17 protein-coding genes are annotated in these 17,613 nt (G+C 53.1%); 7 read left to right on the top strand and 10 right to left on the bottom strand.

Annotation, left to right across the window (positions count from 1 at the left end):
- Positions 1–13 precede the first annotated feature (13 nt).
- On the top strand, positions 14–172 hold the full coding sequence (locus ACL2XM_RS25785) for a hypothetical protein (protein ID WP_410013468.1): 159 nt from the start codon (positions 14–16) through the stop codon (positions 170–172).
- A 39-nt stretch (positions 173–211) separates the two neighbouring features.
- Here ACL2XM_RS25785 and ACL2XM_RS25780 read toward each other — a convergent pair whose 3' ends face one another.
- Positions 212–1,276 carry a DUF808 domain-containing protein gene (locus tag ACL2XM_RS25780; protein WP_413727648.1) on the bottom strand — a complete coding sequence of 355 codons (1,065 nt, stop codon included), beginning with the start codon at positions 1,274–1,276 and terminating at the stop codon, positions 212–214.
- A gap of 102 nt (positions 1,277–1,378) precedes the next feature.
- Here ACL2XM_RS25780 and ACL2XM_RS25775 point away from each other — a divergent pair, with 102 nt between their 5' ends.
- Positions 1,379–1,675 carry a putative quinol monooxygenase gene (locus ACL2XM_RS25775; protein ID WP_410013466.1) on the top strand — a complete coding sequence of 99 codons (297 nt, stop codon included), beginning with the start codon at positions 1,379–1,381 and terminating at the stop codon, positions 1,673–1,675.
- A 141-nt stretch (positions 1,676–1,816) separates the two neighbouring features.
- Here the strand turns inward: ACL2XM_RS25775 and ACL2XM_RS25770 are convergent, their stop codons facing one another.
- The 6 genes from ACL2XM_RS25770 to ACL2XM_RS25745 form a co-directional block, all read right to left on the bottom strand.
- Complete coding sequence (locus ACL2XM_RS25770) at positions 1,817–2,692, bottom strand: alpha/beta hydrolase (RefSeq protein WP_413721481.1); 876 nt, start codon at positions 2,690–2,692, stop codon at positions 1,817–1,819.
- 650 nt (positions 2,693–3,342) lie between these two features.
- Positions 3,343–4,302, bottom strand: coding sequence for an ABC transporter permease (locus ACL2XM_RS25765; RefSeq protein WP_410013464.1), 960 nt, complete (start codon positions 4,300–4,302; stop codon positions 3,343–3,345).
- A complete protein-coding gene (locus ACL2XM_RS25760) occupies positions 4,299–5,279 on the bottom strand; it encodes an ABC transporter permease (RefSeq protein WP_410013463.1) in 981 nt (326 codons plus the stop codon). Before ACL2XM_RS25760 ends, ACL2XM_RS25765 begins: the two co-directional genes overlap by 4 nt.
- Positions 5,272–6,753 (bottom strand): sugar ABC transporter ATP-binding protein, encoded by a 1,482-nt coding sequence (locus ACL2XM_RS25755; protein WP_410013462.1) that lies wholly within the window; start codon positions 6,751–6,753, stop codon positions 5,272–5,274. The genes ACL2XM_RS25760 and ACL2XM_RS25755 overlap by 8 nt, the downstream gene beginning before the upstream one ends.
- 91 nt (positions 6,754–6,844) lie before the next feature.
- Entirely contained in the window at positions 6,845–7,777 is a 933-nt protein-coding gene (locus ACL2XM_RS25750; RefSeq protein ID WP_410016728.1) for an autoinducer 2 ABC transporter substrate-binding protein, read from the bottom strand.
- A 317-nt stretch (positions 7,778–8,094) separates the two neighbouring features.
- A complete protein-coding gene (locus ACL2XM_RS25745; protein ID WP_410013461.1) occupies positions 8,095–9,687 on the bottom strand; it encodes an EAL domain-containing protein in 1,593 nt (530 codons plus the stop codon).
- A 436-nt stretch (positions 9,688–10,123) separates the two neighbouring features.
- On the opposite strand from ACL2XM_RS25745, the gene ACL2XM_RS25740 reads away from it, so the two are divergent.
- Complete coding sequence (locus ACL2XM_RS25740; RefSeq protein WP_410013460.1) at positions 10,124–10,855, top strand: helix-turn-helix transcriptional regulator; 732 nt, start codon at positions 10,124–10,126, stop codon at positions 10,853–10,855.
- A gap of 202 nt (positions 10,856–11,057) precedes the next feature.
- Here the strand turns inward: ACL2XM_RS25740 and ACL2XM_RS25735 are convergent, their stop codons facing one another.
- The gene (locus ACL2XM_RS25735) at positions 11,058–11,687 is read right to left on the bottom strand and encodes an acyl-homoserine-lactone synthase (RefSeq protein WP_410013459.1); all 630 of its coding nucleotides are present in this window, start codon (positions 11,685–11,687) and stop codon (positions 11,058–11,060) included.
- 222 nt (positions 11,688–11,909) lie between these two features.
- Between ACL2XM_RS25735 and ACL2XM_RS25730 the strand changes: the two genes are divergently transcribed.
- Positions 11,910–12,578 carry a carbapenam-3-carboxylate synthase domain-containing protein gene (locus ACL2XM_RS25730; RefSeq protein ID WP_413721482.1) on the top strand — a complete coding sequence of 223 codons (669 nt, stop codon included), beginning with the start codon at positions 11,910–11,912 and terminating at the stop codon, positions 12,576–12,578.
- 253 nt (positions 12,579–12,831) lie between these two features.
- Positions 12,832–13,731 (top strand): SDR family oxidoreductase, encoded by a 900-nt coding sequence (locus ACL2XM_RS25725; protein ID WP_410013457.1) that lies wholly within the window; start codon positions 12,832–12,834, stop codon positions 13,729–13,731.
- A gap of 60 nt (positions 13,732–13,791) precedes the next feature.
- On the opposite strand, the gene exbD is transcribed toward ACL2XM_RS25725, so the two are convergent.
- Together exbD and exbB are read right to left on the bottom strand one after the other, a co-directional pair.
- Positions 13,792–14,217 carry a TonB system transport protein ExbD gene (exbD, locus tag ACL2XM_RS25720; protein WP_410013456.1) on the bottom strand — a complete coding sequence of 142 codons (426 nt, stop codon included), beginning with the start codon at positions 14,215–14,217 and terminating at the stop codon, positions 13,792–13,794.
- Positions 14,218–14,220: 3 nt separating this feature from the next.
- Complete coding sequence (exbB, locus tag ACL2XM_RS25715) at positions 14,221–15,195, bottom strand: tol-pal system-associated acyl-CoA thioesterase (RefSeq protein WP_413731905.1); 975 nt, start codon at positions 15,193–15,195, stop codon at positions 14,221–14,223.
- Positions 15,196–15,621: 426 nt separating this feature from the next.
- Between exbB and metC the strand changes: the two genes are divergently transcribed.
- Together metC and ACL2XM_RS25705 are read left to right on the top strand one after the other, a co-directional pair.
- Complete coding sequence (gene metC / locus ACL2XM_RS25710) at positions 15,622–16,848, top strand: cystathionine beta-lyase (protein WP_410013454.1); 1,227 nt, start codon at positions 15,622–15,624, stop codon at positions 16,846–16,848.
- A gap of 90 nt (positions 16,849–16,938) precedes the next feature.
- On the top strand, positions 16,939–17,604 hold the full coding sequence (locus tag ACL2XM_RS25705; protein WP_410013453.1) for a DedA family protein: 666 nt from the start codon (positions 16,939–16,941) through the stop codon (positions 17,602–17,604).
- The last annotated feature ends 9 nt before the right edge of the window (positions 17,605–17,613 follow it).

Here is a 17,613-nt window from a genome sequence, read left to right as displayed (position 1 = left end):
CGGGAGAAAAACAATGTTCAGCAACCAGACCCGATACCCTGGCAAGCCCGATGGACTGCTGACAGCGCAGGCGCCGCAACCCGTGGCGCCGGCCAAGCCGGCTGATCAAAAAAGTAAGGATGATCCGGCCAACGCGCCGGAATCCGGCGACAAACTGCCCGACCAGCAATAATCAACCTGTATGGTCAGCCAGCAGTCATACGCCGGGCGATTATGCATGGCTTTTTCCGGCAATTTTCATACCCGCCGTCACCAGCGCCACGATAATCCCGCCGGCCACCAGTCCCAGCAGCATATCGGTGGCGCTGGTCATCAGGGTGCCAACGAAACCGCCGTGCCCTTCTTGCATGCGGTCAATAAGGCCATGGGTCCAGGGCAAGCCGTGCGCCAGAATGCTGCCGCCCACCAGGAACATGGCGATGGTGCCGATAACCGACAGGGATTTCATCAGCAGCGGCGCGGCATTGACCACCCCGCGCCCCATGGCGCGCAACAGCTTGCGCGAGCCGCCCTGGCCGGGCAATTCGCTCAGGTAAAGTCCCACATCATCCATTTTGACGATGGCCGCCACGATGCCGTAGACGCCCAGGGTCATGGCGATGGCGATCAGCACCATCACCGCCACCTGGTTCATCAAGGGCGCGCTGGCCACGGTGCCCAATGAAATCACGATAATCTCCGCCGAGAGGATAAAATCGGTACGCACCGCGCCTTTAACCTTTTTATTTTCCAGCGCCAGCACATCTTCCGGGGTGACGCCGGATCCTGACGCCGGCGCATCCGTCTGGCGGGTCTCGTCCGGGGCCACCGAAGCGCCCTGCGCCACACCCGCCGGCGCGGCCTGCGCGGCGGTGGCCGGGACGATCGGCGGCGCATCGGCATTGAGCACCGCCATCGGCGCGGACGGGACCGGTTCAGCATGGTTTTTTTTCTGCTGACGGCGATGCCAGCTTTCGATCAGTTTTTCAACGCCTTCGTAGCACAGATAGGAGCCGCCCAGCATCAGCAACGGCGTAATGGCCCAGGGAATAAATGCGCTGATAACCAGCGCCAGCGGCACCAGTATCGCCTTGTTGATCAGTGAACCCTTAGCCACTTTCCATACCACCGGCAGCTCACGGTCGGCCCTCACGCCGGATACCTGCTGTGCGTTCAGCGCCAGGTCGTCGCTGAGCACGCTGGCGGTTTTACGCGCCGCCACCTTACTCATCGCCGCCACGTCATCCAGTATCGAGGCTATATCATCAAGCAGCGCCAACAGGCTGGTTCCCGCCATATCGAATTCCTTTAATTGTGCTTTTTATCATTAGTATCGTTATGATTAAAGCAGGCTATTCCCATATTGTTAATAATTCATATCAGTTATTTGGAGAATGTTATGTCTGCAGAGGTTCATATCGTGGCGGTTGTCGAAGGTAAACCGGGCAAGGCGGAAGCTATCAAAGCGGTGATAAAACCCTGTATCGAAGCCACCCGCCGGGAAGAAGGCTGTCTGAAGTACCAGTTGCATCAGGATATTGTCCGGCCCGATCATTTTATTTTTGTCGAGCAGTGGGCAAGTGAGGAAATTGTGCAAAAACACAGCAAATCCGCGCATCTCAAAACCATGGTGGACGGGCTGACCGATCTTATCGTCACGCCGTTGGAAGTGTCGCTATTAAAAAGCATTTACTGAGCCGGCGTCTGCGCGCCGTGTTGCATGTCTGGCGGACGACGGCGACCACGGCCGCACCGATAGCATGGATACCGGCGCTTATGGCATAGCCCCGAACACAACCGGGCCGGGCAATGCCGCTGCGGCCCATGTCTGCGCCCTTCACATGTGTTTACGTAGCCAGTCCAGTTGCTGTCCTGCGACGCGATTAAGATGCTCGCCGGCAAAAACCTGGTAATGACGCGCCTTGGGCTGGATATGACAGCGTTTATCCGCGCTAATGGCCTGGTATAAAGCCAGGCCGTATTCCAGCGCGATGACTTTATCATTTTCAGCAAACACCATAAACGTCGGCTGAGTCACCCGCGCCGCAGCTTGCGCCGGATGATAAAGAATGGTTTCCCATACCGCCAGATAAGGGACTTTATTCCCCAGGACCGGGAATTCCTTTTTTTTCTTTTCAAAGAACACGCGCGACTCCTCATCGGTCATGACCTTGATAATGGGCACCAACAGTTCACTGCCGCTCTGCTGCTGCTTACTCGCCATCCTTTTCAGGGTATCCATAAAGCGGGCCTTTTCCTCTCCCCCCATATCGCCGGTCACCAATTGCTCGCCGTCGGCGAAAGCCAGTTGGCTGAGGACGCATTTTATTTCCGGGCGGCGGGCGGCCACCTCGATAACGTGACAGCCGCCAAGCGACGTGCCCCACAGGGCGATACGCCGGGCATCTATCCCGGGTTGGGCTTGGCACCAGTCCAATACCGCCATGATGTCTTCAATCTGCCGTTCCGGCACTATCCTGCCGGCGTCGCCTTCACTGTCGCCGAAGCCACGGTAATCAAAGGTAACAACGCAGTAGCCGGCCGCGGTAAAATGCTTAACAAAGCCCGATAATAAGATGTCCTGGATGCAAAAGAATCCGTGGCACATCAATACCGCCGGCAGCGGCGATGTGGTGCTACCGCCTGCACGATGTATCCGTATGGCCAGTTTGTCCCCCGCAAATTCTATAGCGTGTCGCTCAATTTCCATCATATTTTCTCCTTAGGTAACTAATAATTTCGTCGTTTTAATTACAAATTTCGAACGCGCAATGAAAGTGGCGATCATCGCTGTTCACCGACAAATATTTTCATTAAAATATCAAGATAGTTATTTTAATTGATAATAATACAAATGCTAATGATATTAGGAACTCATAAATTGATAATACCGGTAATTATTATCGTTGAGCAAGGTAAATAATTTATTATCAGGCTCGTTTTTTATTATTGAGTGATAAACAGCAGGAAAATATAAAATACTCCAATTGAGCCTTTTTTAAAGACATATTATGTTAACTGCCAGTCAATCTTAACGTTTCTACTAATAGCCAGCCATTGTATAATAACATCTCTATGTTACTCAATCAGTTAAAGAAACAGCAATCAATTGCTTGGCTAATTATTTATTATATTTACATTTATATACTCATAAAAATGGTTATTTTGACCGATAAAATCCTGCGTTCCTGTGGGCAGTGATTAAAATCAATAAATAACTATTTTATTTGCATTTATATGAAAAGATTCTTTCACCGGCGGGGAGGATAACATGCATAACATTTTTCTGGGCAACGGACGGGAACGCAAGTTGCCGGGAACGCCGCACGGTTCGTCCGCCGCGCGGCGTTTTAATCGTCCCGGTTAACGGCTGGGAAAAGGTAGCCGTATGCCCTTCAGGAAGAGAAACGCCAATAACAGGCCGCCCCATAGCGCCATCGTGATATAACTGCTTATTCCCATGATATTCAGGCCGCTTTCCAGCATCTGCAGCAGGATCAGCGCCAGCACCATACCGACAATCTTGCCGAAACCGCCATCGGGATTAATCCCCCCCAGTACCGCCGCCAGGATACTCGTCAGCAGGTAGGACTCGCCGTAGGCGGCCTTGGCGGAATTCAGCTTGGACATCATCAGCAGCGCCGCGACCACGCACAACAGCGAGGAGATGACATAAACCGCCATCAGCGTGCGCGGCGTATTAATGCCGGCATAATGGGCCGCCCGCTGATTGGAGCCGATAAGATAAATACGGCGGCCCAGCGGCGACCGTTCCAGCACGATCCACATGATAAGCGCCACCAGGGCAAAGAGGTACAAGGGTACCGGGATGCCCAGCCAGTTATGGTTGTTCAGCCACAGCACATAGGCGGGAAAATTGGAGATGGCCGTCCCCTTGGATATCAGGATGGTCACCCCCTTCAGCAGGGTCATCATGCCCAGGGTGGCCAATATGGGAGAGACGCGGATGACGGCGATCAGGACCCCGTTCAGCAGGCCGATGAGACCGGCCATAGCGATACCGGCCAGCAGCATCAGCAGGGCGCTGCCTATCGACGGGGCAAAATGGGTGGCAACCCAGGCCATGACCAGGGCGCAGCAGTTGGTGGTGGCGATAATCGACAGGTTGATGCCGCCGGTCAGCATGGTCACCGCCATGGCGAACGCCAGCACGCCTAATACCGGCAATTGTGATCCGATGGACTGGAAATTCGACGCCGACCAAAATACGCCCGGAATCTGCACGCTGAAGGTCACCACCACCACCACCAGCAGCACCATCAGGTACAGCTCCACATGATCTTTTACTTTGGCGCCGCTCATGACAGGATCTCCGATTTACTGCGCTGACTCCAGGCGGTGGAGCTGATACTGACCACAATGACCAGGCCGGTAATCACCATCTGCCAATAGGAAGACACACCGATTAAATTCAAGCCGTTCTGCAGCATGGCCAGCAGTACCACGCCCAACACCGTTCCCAGCAGCGTGCCGCGCCCGCCGATGATACTGGTTCCACCCAGCACCACCGCCGCCAGCACGGTCAGTTCATATCCCAGCAGCGAGTCCGGCGCCACCGTCATCACGGTATAGGATTGCACCACCCCGGCCACGCCCGACAACAGCCCCATGAAACCATAGACAAACAGCTGTAGCTTGAAAATACCGAAGCCCAGCCGGGAAGCCGCCTCGCGATTACCGCCCATGGCATAGATTTTACGCCCGATACTGCTGCGTTTCATCAACAGGCCGGTGATGATCAATACCGCCAGCAGGGTCATAATGGGCAGGTTCAGGCCATAGTCATAGCCGTCGGCGGCGGTAAAAGTAAATAATGTCAGGCCGCCTTCGAACCAGTCGGGATATTTGTACAGCCACACGCCTTTGGAAAAATAGAGCAGTAAGCCATAAAATATATTCAGCGTAGAAATAGTGACAATAATGGAAGGCACTTTCAACCGGTTGACCAGTACAGCGTTGATCAGGCCCAGCACGGTACCGACGCCGCCGGCGATGAGGAACGCCACCAGGAAATTACCACCGTATCTCAGCAGCGCGGTGACCATGATGTATTGCGCGATGATGGTCATCGCGGGAAAAGAAATATCGATGCCGCCCGAGATCAGGACGATAAACAGCCCGCAGGCCAGGATCAGCAGCATGGCGTAATTGTTGATAAGATCGTAAAGATTGCCGAAGGTGAGGAAATCGCTACTGTTCAGGCTGAACACGATCCCCATGATCAGGATGGTCGCGATCAGCAATACTTCATGCCGGTGCAATGCGGCTTTGTTAACCATTGACCACCTCCGCCAGCGCCGCTTCGGTGGTTTGGGACGTAAGGAATTCAGCCACCAGGGTGCCCGCTTTCATCACCAGAATCCGATGGCTGTTAAAATACGCCTCTTCAATTTCATCACAAATCATCAAAACCGCGATGCCCTGGGCGGCCAGCGCGTTAATAATCTGGTAAATCCCCGCCTTATTGGCAATATCGACGCCGACCGTGGGCGAATCCAGGATGAGCAGACGCGGACGGGTTGCCAGCCATTTTGCGATCGCCACCCGCTGGGCATTGCCGCCGGAAAGGGTATTGACCGGCAGCGAGGTATTATCCGACTTGATGGTCAGCCGGCCGATCATCTCATCGACCAGGGCCTGCGCTTTTTGCTTATCGATAAGGTGCCAGCGGTCTTTCACCTGCGCCAGTACCGTTGAGATGATATTGTCCTCAATGGACTGCTCCATGACCAGCCCGGTGCCCAGGCGGTCTTCTGACACATACCCTACGCCTGCGGCAATCGCATCGCGATTGCTGTTGAACGCGACCGGCCGCCCGTCGATTTTAATGCTGCCGCTGTCCGGGCGGTTCAGGCCGAACAGGCTCAGGCAAAGTTCCGTGCGCCCTGCGCCCAACAGCCCGGTGATGGCGACGATTTCACCTTGGCGCACCTGCAGCGAAATATCGTGGTATTGCCCGCGGCGGCTTAACCTCTCCACCTCCAGCACCACCGGCTTGCCGCCCGCATAAGGGGTCAGTACTCGATAATCGAACGCCAGCCCGGTCATCAGGAACGCCAGCTGTTTACTGCCCATTTCGGCGGCGGGGAAGGTGCCGATGTACTCACCGTCCTGCAACACGGTAATGCGGTCGGATACCTCCATAACCTCATCCAGCCTATGGCTCACAAACACCACGCAGATCCCCCGCGCCTTCAGCTGATGCACCAGCCGCAGCAGGCCTTTGACTTCCGTCATGGTAAGTGAGGCGGTAGGCTCGTCCATGATAATCAGCCGGGCATCCTGCGCCAGCGCCCGGCAAATCGCCACCAGTTGCCGCTGCGCTATCGACAGCGTTTCAAGGGGCGCGTCCAGGTTAAGCTGGATGCCGATATCGTCCAGGGTGCGCTGCGCCAGCTGGTAAAGATGGCGTTTATTCACCCAGAGATGGTGATGATAAAGATTGATGGCGATATTTTCCGCCACGCTCAGGTTGGGAAACAAGGACAGATCCTGGTAGATCACCTGGATGCCGCGTTTAACGGATTCCCCCGGCGTCAAATGGGAGAACTCGCGATCGTCGAGGGTGATTTTCGCCCCGGCATCCGGTTGATAAACGCCGGAAATAATCTTAATCAGCGTAGACTTGCCGCAGCCATTCTGCCCGGCCAGGCAATGCACCTCGCCCGGCAGTAACGTCAGTGCAATATCATTGAGCGCCTTCACCCCATAAAACGTTTTGCTGACATGTTCCATCGCAATTAACGGCTTCATTGCAACCTCATAGTAACGCGTCCGGGTGACCGGCCGGGGCAGTCGCCCTTCCCCGGCCAGAGCCTCGCAGGATGTAAACAGCGGCGAACAATTAATACAGGCTGTCGATGTTGTCCTTGGTAACCCGCAGCACCTTATGGAACTTAATCACTTTCTTGTCGGCATCCACTTCCGCTTTGCCCAGGCCTTTTACTTCATAGCCCGGGCCGATATTTTCGCCTTTCAGCAGGCTGGCCGCCACCGCCGTCAGGGCATACCCGGCGGTAGCCGGATCGTAGGTAATGCCTTCGGTGATATCGCCGCTTTTAATCAGCGACGCCGCCTGGGACGGAATCATCATGCCGTAGACATGGACTTTATTTTTGGCGCGTTTCTCCTTAACCGCGCGTCCCGCGCCGATGGGTCCCTGCGATCCAAACGCCACGATGGTATTCAGATCGGGATGGGCCTTCATCAGATCAAGGGTGGTACGGCGGGAGTCATCGATGCTTTCCGACACCGGCATGCGGCTGGTCACTTCATGCATATCGGGATAATGCTCTTTCTGGTATTTCACAAACAAATCGGCCCAGAGATTATGCTGGGGCACCGTCAGGCTGCCCACATAGATGACATATCCCCCTTTACCGCCGTTGGCCTTGGCGACCTCCTCCACGTTGTCGGCGGCAAACTGCTGGTTGTCGATGATTTCGACATCCCAATTGGCGCTGGGCTGACCCGGCGATTCATTGGTTAATACCACGATGCCCGCCGCGCGCGCTTTTTTAAATACCGGCTCCAGCACATCGGCATCATTGGGCACGATGGTTATGGCGCTGACTTTTTTGGCAATCAGGTCTTCAATGATTTTTACCTGTTGGGGAGCATCGGTACTGGACGGTCCGACCTGATAGGCATTGACGGAAAGGTCCTTACCGGCCTGGGTGACGCCTTCGCCCATACGGTTAAACCAGGGCATGCCGGCGATTTTGGAGATATTGACGATTTCGGACTGCGCGGCAAAGGCGCTGGACGCGCTCAGCATCAGGCCCAGGCAACCTGCGGTTAACCAGTTGTGCAGGGTATTTGTTTTCATTTTATTTATCCTCATGAAGCAATAAAGGTAGGAGTAGCTAGAGTTAAAATTTACAAAAAGGCCATGGAGAACAGCGTTAAAATTAAAACGCTTTTTCAAAGCGTTATATTAAAAAAATAGAGACTTATGCGAAGAAAACGATTGAAATATGGAAGGATACGGAAAAATTATCCATATACATATTGGCTGTATATATGGATAAATAAGGCACTATTTTTGTTTGGGATTAAGCTCACAAAACGATTATAAAAAACCAGCAAGCCGGATTATGGTGCTATAGCTGTGGCGGCATGGCGCGCGTGTTCCTCGCGCATATACAGGGAAAATTGCGTCAGCGCCATCGGCCTGGAGAAAAAGTAGCCTTGCTGAAAGAACACCTGTTTATCCAGCAAATACGCCTTTTGCCGCGCGTTTTCCACCCCTTCGGCAATCAGCTTCATATCCAGCTTCACCGCCAGATCGATAACCACGTCCACGATAATCCGGGAAGTGGTCTCCTCTTCAATCATCGCCACGAAGGATTGATCGATCTTCAGGAAATCGATATTCATCTTGCTCAGATAGGACAGGCCGGAATATCCCGTGCCGAAGTCGTCGATGGCAATCGCCACCCCGAGTTGTTGCAGCTCGGCCAGCACGGCCAGCGTCGTATCGTTGACGTCGATAAATTGCCGTTCCGTCAGCTCCAGTACCAGCCGGATATTTTTATCCTGCACCGTCTGCAAAAAAGTCCGGCAATCTTCCACAATCTGCCGGTCGGCAAGATGGTTAGCCGAGATATTGATGGCGACATGCAGCCTCTCCCGCCAATGCACCGCGCTATCGGCAATCACCGTAGCTACCTGCTGCATAAGCTGACGCGTTAAGGGAATGATGAGGCCCGACTCTTCGGCCAGCGGGATAAATACCTCGGGAGAAACAAATCCGTCCGTGGGATGCCGCCAGCGCGTGAGGATCTCCACGCCGGCGCAACGATCGTTGGCCACATTCATCACCGGCTGGAAATAGGGTTCAAACTCATTACGCTTCAGCGCCAGGGCCATATTGGTGCGAATGGACGTGGTAGCCGCCAGCCAGTTGCGGATAAGCAGCGACATGACCAGGCAAACCACCACTGAAAACAGGATTATGACGGCATACGTATCGACCATATAGTCAAAAAACTGACGTTGGGTAATGGCGATGCTCAACGCAAAAGGAAAAACCCGCGAAACCCGGTTGACGGCGATAAACCCGGTTTGCAGCTTGTCAGATGGGATCAGCCGCCCATCAGGCGACAGGGATTGATTCTTTATGCTCAGGAAAATCCGGTTATTGGATCCCACCGCATCCATCATATAATGCATATATTGCGTATCAATGACCACGCTGACGCCGTCATTGCCGCGATGCTTGCGCAACACGATGACGGCAATGCCGGGAAACAGGAGCGTGCCGGCGCGCAGCTCGATTTCCGGCGTCAGATCGCGCATTTCCGCTGCGTATTTGCGCGGCTTCATATTGGGCGGCGCCGGCACCGGGGAGCAATACACCAGGCCTTGATGATCCAGGATAACGGTGCGCACCAGCGAATGGCGCATGTTGATCATGCGTAATCGATCGACGATCTCCGCGCAAGGTCGGTTCAATAACATGATGGCTTCATCGGCCGTTGCGTCGGCGTCGTTTAATAGCGTGTCGACAAAGGCCAGCGTACTGCCTATCTCATGATCGGCGCGGGATTTCAACGTCTGGTAAGCAAAAAAACTAATGAGAGAAACGGAAAAAATAAAAAAGCACAAGGGAATGATTACCCAAAAGAGCATGCGATACTTGTTGGCGATTTTTGCTATGATCCTGCTTTTCAGGCTGATAGGCATTGTGCGTTCCCTACTCCTCGGCACATCCCCGGGGGAGATGCAATCCCGCGTATTCGCCTCTGCGAAACTGTGGTAACTGGTTTGAGTATACACCCAGTTAATTATTTCACTCCTAATGCTTCGGGCAGGGAGGCGATATCACAGGAGCAGCTTGCCAGGGATTATACGGACGGCCAGGCTGGCCGGCAAGCGGACAACGCCGGGCACAAGGCGCAGACAGAAAGTATCTTACACGATTAATAATATAAATTAAAATAATTAGCTTTATGCTTATATATATAATGATTTTTTTAGCGGGACGCATTTTCTCATTGACCGAATCTGTTAACTGATTTACTATCGATTAAAATAATATTATATAATAAAAACCTGCATTTCAATGTATTAAATATATCCCAGATCATTAACTAAACTCAGCTAAAATGATGAGATTCATATGCTTCTTACTGCAAATTCAATCAGGAAAAATGAACACAATCTTATCATTAAAAACATTAGCGATACTATTTTTCGTGAATTTCGCTTTCCGGCGCAAACCCGGTTTGCCTACGCCGTGATTAACAAAAGATACCCGAAGCCGCCGGTTATCTACTCCAACTATCCGGAAAAATGGATAGAGAAATATATCAATATGACATTATATAAATACGATCCCGTTGTCTTATTGGCGCGAAAAAGCATCATGCCCTTCGTGTGGGATGACAAAACGCCATTATTCAATAGTAGCGCCTATAGTAAAATTTTCTCGGCCGCGAAAGAATATAATATCCTCAGCGGTTATACTTTCCCACTGCACGATCATGAAAATAATCTGGCAACCTTAACCCTGTACGCGGAGGAAGAATGCGCGCTTCTCAAACAGCGCATCGAGGAGCATAAAAGAAATATCCAGCTGCTGCTGCTCTCCGTCCATGAGCAATTTATGCTCATACATCCCTATCATGCGCTGCCTGAGAGAGATGAAAGAACGTTAACCACCCGGGAAACCGAAGTCCTTCGCTGGGCAAGCCTCGGGAAAACCTATGGCGAGATTGCCATCATCATGGGCATAACGGAGAGTACCGTTAAATTCCATATCAGTAATGTCATTGTAAAACTTGGCGTAGTGAATGCCAAACACGCCATTAAAAAGGCATCTGACCTGCAACTGTTGAATACCCATGAATAATTGCGGCGGCGTCAAGGCAGCGGGCAATGACTGGCGCCGTCATCATCGGGAAATCGTTATGAATAATGGCGGTGGACATTGTCATGCCATGGTTACAGACCCATCCCGACCGTTACCTATTATCATCTTATTTAATTGAAACGACATTGACAATAAAACACTTAAAATAAACCGTGGCATGACCCATGATGCACCTAAGCGCTCAAAGATAAATAGGCCATTTTTTCAGATAACTTCCCTCACAATAATAATGACGGCGTATATATTTGATCAACGCGTCCTGGCTGTCTTCACCGATTCCGAGACGCAGCAAATATACCGGCTCTTTTTTTTCCGATAATCCGGTACTCTCGATCGCTATATTCCAGCCGCTCCGCTTAAGAATGGTATACATTGATTTACTGCATACCGTCATTATTGCCTGCTTACCAAGCATTCGGGCATAATTCACCATCCCCAGGAACAGCAAATGGCAAAACGGCAGCTTTGTCTCGGCAAGGTCCTTTACCCGCCCTTTATCAACAAAAAAGCGGCTGGACTCAATCAAGGCACCGTCTTCAGGCGCCTGATAATTAAAAAAATCCTTAAAAGGGCCCGTAATCATATTCGGCTGGTCCATGGTTATGAAACGCACGCTGCAGACGATTTCACCGCCATAGCATCCTAATAAATAATGGGTGTGTTCATTATCATAGCCGTCAAATTCCCGGTCGCCGACGCAGGTGACCTGCCAGTCCAGGCGATCCTTGAAGGTTTTTTTACGCAGCAGATATAATTCATCGAGTTTATCATTGATAATATCCTGGTACTTAACACTAATTAAATTAAACATAGTCCACCCTTTTATGATTATATATTAATGCTCTTTGATTTAACTTAATACAAAGTTAATTTATGGTATCAGTTAAGAAAAGCCCTAACAACCTGTACTAAAGTACAGGCAATAACTGTACTTAATACTAGCTTTTTACCCGTATCGATAACGTGTAATGTCTTTGCAACCGGTTATTTTTTATAACAGTAATTAGCATAATTAATAGTTACAAGAGGGTGTATGAGCAATCGTTTTTGTGTCATCCTTAATCAAGGAAATAATATCTTAACCATCACATCACGTCCGCACGGCAAAATACATCGGTTAAGGCAAGGCCAATTATTTATCGGTGACGGAACACCCTATAAGACGTATAATCAGGGAGATGAATCATGGCATATTATCGGCCATATCGACAACCTGCCGCTGCTAAATTACTTATTATTCAATTATTACCCCTCCGGCGCCGATCCGATCAGCGAAGAGATCATCAGCCTGGCGGTGAAGCGCCACGGCATGAGCATCATTGCGCTGCTGAAAGGTGATTTTTGCATTATCCATGAAGACGCGGAAGGTAACCTTACGCTGGTATCAGAAGAGGAAGACGAGTGGTGCGCGCCGGCGGGCGCTGATACCATCGCGGGATCCGCCGCGATAAACGATGAAGGCCCCTGCACGCCGGCGGGCGCGTATTCGTTCTACAGCGCGAACGGCAACACAAACCATTGCGACGCCGTGCCGGCATGCCTGAGTCCCGCGGGCGAATATTTGGGGCAGCGCCGTATATGCGTCACACGCTGGCGCGAGCACAATTTACATTTTATCCGCAGCTTCCGCAGCCGCGTGGACCCGGGCAGCAGGAGTGTTAACAGCGACAATCCGCCTGATGCCAAGGGTTATTTTTTCTAGACCTTGATCATTATTACTCTCTTATTTTTTTAAATAAAAACCCTGGTAATTTTATTAATTTTAGCATGGTGATTTAGCCAATTGGAACATATCCATTAATTTTAAACAAATATTAATGCACCTGTTGGCATTTTTATGATTATTTATAATTGAGATTAAAATAATCGCTCGAAATTTTTATATTCGACAAATCCGGAAAATCAACTAGGCTTAAGTTTAAATAGGTATGCTTATTATTTAAAAGGAGAGAAAGATGGCTGATTTTGATCAATATACCATGCGTAATCCCGTGACCCAATATACCCGGGAGGACTTTCCTGAACAACGCCAGGACGCGCCCGGACTACAATCCGACATGACCCCGGTTCCTGATTGCGGTGAGCAAACCTATCGCGGCAGCGGCCGCCTGGCCGGACGCAAGGCCTTGGTTACCGGCGCTGATTCCGGCATCGGACGCGCCGTGGCCATCGCCTATGCCCGGGAAGGGGCGGATATCGCCCTGGCATATCATCCCGATGAACATAAAGACGCCGAACAGGTAGCGGAACTGATTAAGGAAGCGGGACGCAAAGTATTTATGCTGCCCGGTGATTTAAGCGACGAGTCGGTAAATGTCAAAGTGGTGGAAGATGCGTACAACCAACTGGGCGGGCTGGATATCCTGGCGCTGGTGGCCGGGAAACAAACGGCGGTGGAGGATATTGCCGATCTGACGACCGAACAGTTCCGCAAAACGTTTGAAACCAATGTCTTTTCACTGTTCTGGATGACCAAGGCGGCGTTGCCGTACCTGCCCGCCGGCGCGTCCATCATTACCACCTCGTCCATCCAGGCCTACCAGCCCAGTCCGTCGTTACTGGATTACGCGGCCACCAAAGCCGCCATCCTGAACTTTACCCGCGGACTGGCTAAACAGGTCGCCGCCAAAGGCATCAGGGTTAACTGCGTGGCGCCCGGCCCCATTTGGACCGTATTGCAGGTGTCCGGCGGACAGCCCACCGAAAAGCTGCCTTCATTCGGCACGCAGACCCCGCTTGGCCGTGCCGGTCAACCCGCCGAACTGGCGCCCATCTATGTCTATCTGGCTTCGCAGGAATCCAGCTACGTCACGGCCGAAGTCCACGGCGTCACCGGCGGCAATCACTTAAGCTAACCGTTCCATGGCGGGCCAGGCCCGCCAGCACCGGCTCAAAGCCGCCGAATTCACAGCAGCCTAGCGCTTGCCGCCGGATTCCGCCCCAACCAACCCCACCTTGAAGTACCCTCCCTGGCGCAGGTTATCCATTACCGACATCAAGGTCTCGTAATCAACGCTTTTATCAGCCTGGAAAAAAATCGTGGTGTCTTTATTGCCCTGGGTCAGCGTATCCAGCGACGTCGCCAGGTTAGCCGGTGTGACGGGTTGATCACCGAGGAACAACTGCTTATCCCCTTTTACCGACAGGTAAACCGGCTTTTCCGGACGCGGCTGCGGGGCCGCGGTGGAGTTGGGCAAATCCACCCGGATATCCACCGTTGCCAGCGGGGCGGCCACCATAAAAATAATCAACAACACCAACATCACATCGATAAACGGCGTCACGTTGATATCGTGCATCTCCCCGTCGCCGTCAATGTCTTCATTCAAGTGCATTGCCATCGCTTAACCTATCCGAAACTTTGCCACGGCATGCGCGCTTTGACGCCCGGCGCTGGCGGCCAGATCCAAATCACGGCCCAATAACAGGAGAACCTGCGCGGCGCAATCTCCCACCATGGCTTTATAGCCGGCGATAGTGCGCGCAAAAATATTATAGATAACCACGGCGGGGATAGCGGCGAACAGACCGATGGCCGTGGCCAGCAGCGCCTCGGCAATGCCCGGCGCCACTACCGCCAGGTTAGTGGTCTGGGTATGGGCGATGCCGATAAAACTGTTCATGATGCCCCAAACGGTCCCGAATAAACCGATAAACGGCGAAATGGCGCCGATGGTGGCCAGAAAACCATTGCCTTTACCCATCGCGCGGCTGGTGGCCGCGACGCTGCGTTCCAGCCGGAAGGCGACACGCTCTTTAATGCCGTTGCTGTCGTTAGACTCGGCGGAGAGATCCAGCTCATTTTGCGTCATGGCCAGCAGCCGGCCGGCGACGCTGGCTTCTTTAAATGCCGCCGCGGCCGAAAAAGCCTCGTCCAGGCTCTTCACCTCCGCAAGCGACGCCATCTCGCGGCGCAGCCGGCGTTTCGCCGACGACAGTTCGGCGCTTTTACCAAAAAACAACGCCCAGGTGATGATGGAGGCAATCAGCAGCCCAATCATCACGGTCTTGACCACCACATCGGCATGCTGATACATACCCCATACCGACAGATCCATCTGCGGCAGCAACCGCTGGCCGGAGGCGTCGACAGGTATCGCCTGCGGCAGCATTTGCGGCACGCCCTCGTCTTGCGGCGCGGCGACGGCGGCGGTTCCCATCGGCGCGGGGGCGGTATCCGGCGCGGCGGCGGCGGCCGGCCCTGTCAGGCCAAATACCATAAGCATCGCGACGGACATGCCACGCAACACTGCGGATAATGAATAAGCACGTCGCTGCGCCCTTTGGGACAGGACCTGGACCCGTTGTAAAACAGCCATTTTCACGCTGCGCCTCCACCTAAAACTTTGCTAAAAAATAATCCAGCCAGAATGATAGCAAACAGAACGGGAATTGATAGTGGTTCTCATTATTATTTGTATCAACCATTCTTGCGCCACCGACAACCCGCGATAAAATTTATCCTGCGCTCATCAACCTAATAACACCTCGCCATGGAAAATAACGTTATTAACACTTCGGTTAAAGAACCGTTCAGTTCCCGCACGCGCGGGTTACGGCGGCGGCGGCGCTTATGCCGGATCCCTCTTTTTAAATCAAAATTAATATTATTATAAATCGTTTCAGCCCGGCCAAAACGCCTGCCGCCGCGGCGTATTCATGTTAACGTAGCACAGCGAACACCGGCGTCATTGCGCCGGTGGACCCTTCAGTACAGACAATCAGTTAAAGGCGTAGCGTGGATAATGAAGGCTAAGAAAATCGAGACGGCGTTGATTACCGCCGGCAGGGATAAAAAATATACCCAAGGGTCGGTCAATGCGGTTATCCAGCGGGCCTCGTCGTTGGTCTTTGACTCGGTCCAGGCGAAAAAAAAAGCCACCGCCGGACGTGCCCAGGGCGAGCTGTTCTATGGCCGGCGCGGAACGCTGACCCATTTTTCCCTGCAGCAGGCCATGGTGGAACTGGAAGGCGGGGCGGGATGCGCCCTATACCCCTGCGGCGCGGCGGCAGTGACCAATGCCATTCTCTCGTTCGTCTCGGCGGGCGACCATATCCTGGTTACCGGCTCAGTCTATGAGCCGACCACGGATTTTTGCCGCCATATCCTGGGCAAGCTGAATGTCGCCACCACCTGGTTCGATCCGCTGATAGGCGCCGGGATCGCCGCCTTAATCCAGGAAAACACGCGGGTGGTATTCCTGGAATCGCCGGGGTCCATCACCATGGAAGTACAGGATATCCCGGCGATCGTGAAAGCCGTTCGCGCGATCAACCCCGATATCGTGATTATGCTGGATAATACCTGGGCGGCGGGCATTTTGTTGCCGGCCCTGGAACTGGGCGTGGATATTTCCATCCAGGCCGGCACCAAATATATTATCGGTCACTCCGACGCCATGCTCGGCACGGCGGTCGCCAACGACCGCTGCTGGGATCAGTTGCGCGAACAATCGTATTTGATGGGCCAGATGGTGGATGCCGATAGCGCGTATATGGCCGCGCGCGGCCTGCGCACCCTGGGCGTGCGTCTTAAGCAACACGCCGAGAACGGCATGCGGGTAGCCTCCTGGCTGGCCGGCCGGCCGGAAGTGGCGGTGGTCAACCATCCGGCGTTGCCCAGCTGTAAAGGCCATGCGTTTTTTGTCCGTGATTTTACCGGCGCGAGCGGACTGTTCTCTTTTGTGCTGAAAGCGCGTCTGAGCCAGGCGCAACTGGAGTATTATCTCGATCACTTCATCCATTTCAGCATGGCTTATTCATGGGGTGGTTTTGAATCGCTGATCCTGGCCAACCAGCCCGAGGACATCGCGGCTATCCGCCCCGCCGGCGGAGTCGACTTTACCGGCACCCTGGTCAGGCTACATATCGGCCTGGAAAATACCGATGACCTTATCGCCGATCTCGCCGCCGGTTTCGCCAGGATTGAGGAAGCGTCTCATCGCGCATACCCGGGATCAGGTCTAAAATAGTTAATAAATATTGTCTGATTGCGTACGCGATCGAGGACAGACAGGGATGTTAACGTTAAGCTGCCAATAAAATGAGATAAGCAGGTAGAGATGAGCGTATTACATGAGATTATCCGCGCGCTTTGGCAACAGGATTTCGCCGCCCTGGCAAATCCGCGGGTAATCGGGATAGTTTACTGTGTGATGTTCGCCACCCTATTCCTGGAAAACGGATTGCTGCCGGCCTCGTTTTTACCCGGCGATAGCCTGTTGCTGCTATCGGGCGCCATGGTGGCGAAGGGGGTGATGGCGTTTATACCCACCCTTATCATCCTTACCGTGGCGGCAAGCCTTGGCTGCTGGTTCAGTTATCTGCAGGGCCGCTGGCTCGGGGATACCCGTATTGTCCGCGGCTGGCTGCTGCACCTGCCCGCCCATTACCATCAGCGCGCCTACGCGATGTTCAATCGCCATGGCCTGATGGCGCTGCTGGTCGGCCGTTTCCTGGCGTTTATCCGCACGCTGTTGCCCACCATGGCGGGAATTTCCGGCTTAAGCAGCACCCGTTTCCAGCTGTTTAACTGGTTAAGCGCCCTGATATGGGTCGGCACGCTGCTGACGCTGGGATTCGCCATCAGCCATGTGCCCTTGGTAAAACACCATGAAGACCAGGTGATGATGATCCTGATGGTGCTGCCGCTGGTATTGCTGTGCAGCGGGCTGGTAGGCACGCTGGTGCTGCTGCTGCGCAAACGCAAGGTCAAGGATGCCGCCTAGCCCCCTTTT

Origin of the sequence: Sodalis sp. RH20 (assembly GCF_047324205.1) — a bacterium.
In the GTDB taxonomy this organism is placed as follows: Bacteria; Pseudomonadota; Gammaproteobacteria; order Enterobacterales; family Enterobacteriaceae; genus Acerihabitans.
Note: the sequence above shows the minus strand (reverse complement) of the source record. Positions and strands in the feature narration are given on the sequence as shown.